1 rRNA gene is annotated in these 1,916 nt (G+C 48.7%); it reads left to right on the top strand.

Features of this window, described 5'->3' with window-relative positions:
* Nucleotides 1–1,916 (top strand): 23S ribosomal RNA (locus CXQ89_RS17605); the annotation flags it as partial.

Here is a 1,916-nt window from a genome sequence, read left to right as displayed (position 1 = left end):
AAGGTGAAAAGCACCCCGAGAGGGGAGTGAAAGAGATCCTGAAACCATATGCTTACAAGAAGGTAGAGTCCGTTAATGGGTGATACCGTGCTTTTTGTAGAAAGAGCCGGCGAGTTACTATTGCATGCGAGGTTAAGTCGATATAGATGGAGCCGTAGTGAAAGCGAGCCTTAATAGGGCGTTTAGTATGCAGTAGTAGACACGAAACCGGGTGATCTAGCCATGAGCAGGTTGAAGTTAGGGTAAAACCTAATGGAGGACCGAACCAGTATTCGTTGAAAAGACTTTGGATGACTTGTGGCTAGCGGTGAAATTCCAATCGAACCCGGAGATAGCTAGTTCTCCCCGATATATCTTTAAGGATAGCGTTATGTGAATTGTTGTGGAGGTAGAGCACTGAATCTATGATGGCTGCACCTAGCGGTACTGATTAGAATTAAACTCCGAATGCCATAACTTGTGCATAGCAGTCAGAACATGGGTGATAAGGTCCATGCTCGTGAGGGAAACAGCCCAGATCGTCAGCTAAGGTCCCTAAGTGTAAACTAAGTGTGTAAGGATGTGGAACTGCACAGACAGCTAGGATGTTGGCTTAGAAGCAGCCATCATTTAAAGAGTGCGTAACAGCTCACTAGTCGAGTGATTCTGCGCCGAAAATGTACCGGGGCTTAAGTTTACCACCGAAGCTACGGATTGTACGCAAGTACAGTGGTAGGGGAGCGTTCCAAGGGTGATGAAGTCAGACCGTAAGGACTGGTGGAGCGCTTGGAAGTGATTATGCCGGCATGAGTAACGTTTGGAAGTGAGAATCTTCCATGCCGTTTGACCAAGGTTTCCTGGGCAAGGTTCGTCCACCCAGGGTTAGTCAGGACCTAAGGCGAGGCCGACAGGCGTAGTCGATGGACAACAGGTTGATATTCCTGTACCAGTTAATTAGTGATGGAGTGACGGAGAAGGATAGTATATCCCGGGTGCTGGTTGTCCCGGGCTAAGCACAAAGACGGCAACATTGGCAAATCCGTGTTGTATTAACGTTGAAGTGTGATGGGGAGTGAACGGTTCGCCTAGTAACGAAGTATATGACTCCACGCTTCCAAGAAAAGCTTCTAACATTAATAATTAACTGCCTGTACCTAGAACGAACACACGTGGTCAAGGAGAAAATCCTAAGGCAAGCGAGACAACTGTAGCTAAGGAACTCTGCAAAATAACTCCGTAACTTCGGAAGAAGGAGTGCTCATCTTTGATGAGCCGCAGTGAAGAGGGAGGGGCAACTGTTTAACAAAAACACAGCTCTCTGCTAAGTCGCAAGACGATGTATAGGGGGTGACACCTGCCCAGTGCCGGAAGGTTAAGAGGAGAAGTCAGCACAAGCGAAGCTTTGAATTGAAGCCCCGGTGAACGGCGGCCGTAACTATAACGGTCCTAAGGTAGCGAAATTCCTTGTCGGGTAAGTTCCGACCTGCACGAATGGTGTAACGATCTGGGCGCTGTCTCAGCCATGAGCTCGGTGAAATTGTGGTATCGGTGAAGACGCCGATTACCCGCAACGGGACGGAAAGACCCCATGCACCTTCACTATAGCTTAACATTGGAATTGGGTACAGGATGTGTAGGATAGGCGGGAGATGTTGAAGTGGCTTCGCCAGGAGTCATGGAATCAACCTTGAAATACCGCCCTTTCTGTATTCGGTTTCTAACTCGGTTATGCCGAGGACATTGTTTGGTGGGTAGTTTGACTGGGGTGGTCGCCTCCAAAAAGGTAACGGAGGCTTTCAAAGGTAAGCTCAGTACGCTTGGTAACCGTACGCGGAGTGCAATGGCATAAGCTTGCTTGACTGTGAGACCAACAAGTCGAACAGGGTCGAAAGACGGACATAGTGATCCGGTGGTTCTGTATGGAAGGGCCATCGCTC

It is taken from the genome of Arthrobacter sp. ZGTC212 (assembly GCF_002929255.1).
In the GTDB taxonomy this organism is placed as follows: Bacteria; Actinomycetota; Actinomycetes; order Actinomycetales; family Micrococcaceae; genus Arthrobacter_B; species Arthrobacter_B sunyaminii.
This window is presented reverse-complemented; position numbering and strand designations above follow the sequence as displayed.